The organism is Protofrankia sp. Cas8, assembly GCF_963555845.1.
GTDB lineage: Bacteria > Actinomycetota > Actinomycetes > Frankiales > Frankiaceae > Protofrankia.
In genome coordinates this window covers 7,792-8,532 of record NZ_CAUVXI010000231.1, presented here as the reverse complement: position 1 = coordinate 8,532, position 741 = coordinate 7,792, and the positions used below count along the sequence as shown (strand labels likewise).

The window sequence follows — 741 nt, the reverse complement described above, 5'->3', positions numbered from 1 at the left end:
CCTGTACATCGACCCGCAACGGCTGATCAGCCATGCGGGGATCATGTGGGCCCCGAACATCGGGATGGGTGCGGTCACCCACCAGAACATCGGTTTCCTCCTCCCGCAGGGCGCCTTCTTCTGGCTCGTCGACCTCGTCGGTCTGCCCGCCTGGGTCGCCCAGCGGCTGTGGACCGGCTCGGTGCTGTTCCTGGCCGGCGCGGGCGTGTTGTTCTGCATGCGGTCGTTTCGGTGGCCGAACAGGCCCGCCTTCGTCGCCGCGGTCGCCTACATGTTGAGCCCCTATGTCCTGGAGTACGAGGCTCGGATGTCGGCGATCCTGCTGCCGTACACGGGCCTGGGCTGGCTGCTCGGGATCACCGTCCGCGGGCTGCGCGAGGCCCGGGGCGGCCGCGCGGCCTGGCTGCCGGACGGCTGGCGCTGGCCGGCCGCGTTCGGTGTCACCGTCGCGCTGGTCGGCAGCAGCAACGCGGCCAGCCTGATCTTCGTGCTGCTGGCGCCGATGCTCTGGCTGCCCTTTGCCCTGTGGGGGACCCGGGAGGTCCGGCTCGGCCCCGCGCTGGGCATGATCGTCCGTACCGGTGTGCTGGTCGTGCTGTGCTCGGCCTGGTGGATCGCGGGTCTGGTCACCCAGGCCGGCTACGGCGTGGACATCCTTGCCTACAGCGAGACGCTCAAGACGGTGGCGAGCGCCTCGCAGGCGTCGGAGGTACTACGCGGCCTGGGCAACTGGTACTTCTA

At 69.9% G+C, this 741-nt stretch carries 1 protein-coding gene; it reads left to right on the top strand.

All coding sequences use genetic code 11. The features are described 5' to 3' along the window. Positions 1-741: alpha-(1->3)-arabinofuranosyltransferase domain-containing protein (locus tag U9977_RS23405; protein WP_322751443.1), on the top strand; the 741-nt coding region annotated here is incomplete at both ends.